We start from the raw sequence: 1,674 nt of genomic DNA, 5'->3' as shown, positions 1-1,674 counted from the left end.
GGTGCGCCAGCGCGCCGGCCGCGCCCTCCAGCAGCACGCGGCCGCCGGCATCGCTCAGCCGGTAGCGCCCGCCGCCCAGCGCGGTGATGAAGAAATCCCGGTTGTACCAGGCCAGCGGCACCTCGAAGCGGCACACCACGATGGCCTCGCCGCCCCACACATAACCGCCGTAGCCCAGCAACCCCGGCCGCGACAGCCGGCCGTCGCCGCGCGCCGCCAGCCAGGCCCCGCCCAGCGGAAAGTAGCGCGGCGCGGTCTGGATGTACAGGTGCTGGGCGTCGACCGCGCGCGCCACCACCAGGCGCGAACGCAGCAGTTCCATCTCGGCGATCGCCGCCTTCTTGGTGTCGAACAGCGACGACACGTCGTTGAGGATGTTCCTGGACGCGTTCGGATTGTCCTCCTCCACGTGCAGCAGCAGGTTGGCCTCGTACACCGGGCGCGCGGCGACCGCGTACACCAGCGCCACCAGCGTGCACAGCAGCGCGACCGCCGCCACCAGCCAGCGCCGCCCTGCCAGCACGTGCGCGTAGCTGCGCCAGGGCAGCGCGCCGGGCTCGGGCGGCGCCGCAACCGGCGCGATCAGCTGGACGGCGCCGCCGCTTGGCGGGCGCCACAACGGAGTATCGTGCGCGTCGTTCATGTCTTCTCCTAAGGCCGGGTGGTGGCGCCGACCGCCGACGACAACTCGCCGGGGAACAGCTGGCTGATGGTCCGGTGCCAGTTGGCCAGCGGCGACGCCGCCACATACACCACGTCGCGCGGCCACAGCTCGAACTGCTCGGCCAGCGCCATGGCCCGCGCCGGCCGCGCATCGAGCCGGTACACGCGCGCGCCCTGCGGCGTGTGCCGCACCACGTACACCTGGCCGGCGTCGCCGCTCTGCGGGCTGATGCCGCCGGCCTCGCCCAGCGCCTCGTTCAGCGTCAGGCGGCCGTCGTGCATGGTCAGCGCGCGCGGCGCCAGCACCTCGCCGCCAACGAACACCTTGCTCTCGTCGCGCGGCGGCACCCGCACGATGTCGCCGTCGGCCAGCAGCAGCGCGGCCGGCGGGCGGCCACCGCGCAGCGCCGCCACCAGGTCGACGCGGTGGCGCTGGCCGCCGCGCTCGATCGTGATGCGGCTCTGGTCGGCGCCTGGCAGCATGCCGCCGGCGCGGTTGATCGCCTCCAGCAAGGTCATGGGGATATCGTTGATGGCCAGCAGGCCCGGCGCCTTGACTTCGCCGTCGAGGTAGACGCGCTGGCTGCGGTAGGCCTGCACGCTCACGGTGACGCGCGGCCAACGGAAGTAGCGCGCCAGCCGCGCAACCAGCAGGGTGCGCGCCTGCTCGCGCGTGCGTCCGGCCAGATGCAGCTTGCCGGCGAAGGGAAATTCCAGCATGCCGTCCTGGTCGATCACGAAGCTGGCCGCCGGCGGTCCCAGCGCGCCGCCATCCCCGCCCTGGTCGCGCGCGACAGCGCCGGTCAGCTCCGGATGGTCCCAGACGGTGATCGCCAGCACGTCGCCGGCGCCGAGGCGGTAAGGCCCGGGGGCAGGCCCGGCCGGCATGGAGTCGTCTTGCAGGCCGCCCGCCGGCGGCGAGGCAACCACCAAGCCGCCTTTCGATACTCCACCCGCCGCCAGGCCGTTAGCCGATGTGCCGGCCGCCGAGGGACCGGCTGCCGCGCTCCC

General features: G+C 73.8%; 2 protein-coding genes. Both read right to left on the bottom strand.

What is annotated here, in order from left to right:
* Nucleotides 1–643, bottom strand: a 643-nt coding sequence (locus tag GTP90_RS35635) for a Wzz/FepE/Etk N-terminal domain-containing protein (protein WP_254452200.1), incomplete at its 3' end; no start/stop codon positions are given.
* An 8-nt stretch (nucleotides 644–651) separates the two neighbouring features.
* Nucleotides 652–1,674, bottom strand: a 1,023-nt coding sequence (locus GTP90_RS35630; RefSeq protein WP_254452199.1) for a polysaccharide biosynthesis/export family protein, incomplete at its 5' end; no start/stop codon positions are given.

This window comes from Duganella vulcania (genome assembly GCF_009857655.1).
Taxonomy (GTDB): domain Bacteria; phylum Pseudomonadota; class Gammaproteobacteria; order Burkholderiales; family Burkholderiaceae_D; genus Rugamonas; species Rugamonas vulcania.
The sequence above is the reverse complement of the archived record's forward strand: the minus strand, read 5'-3'. Positions and strand labels throughout refer to the sequence as shown.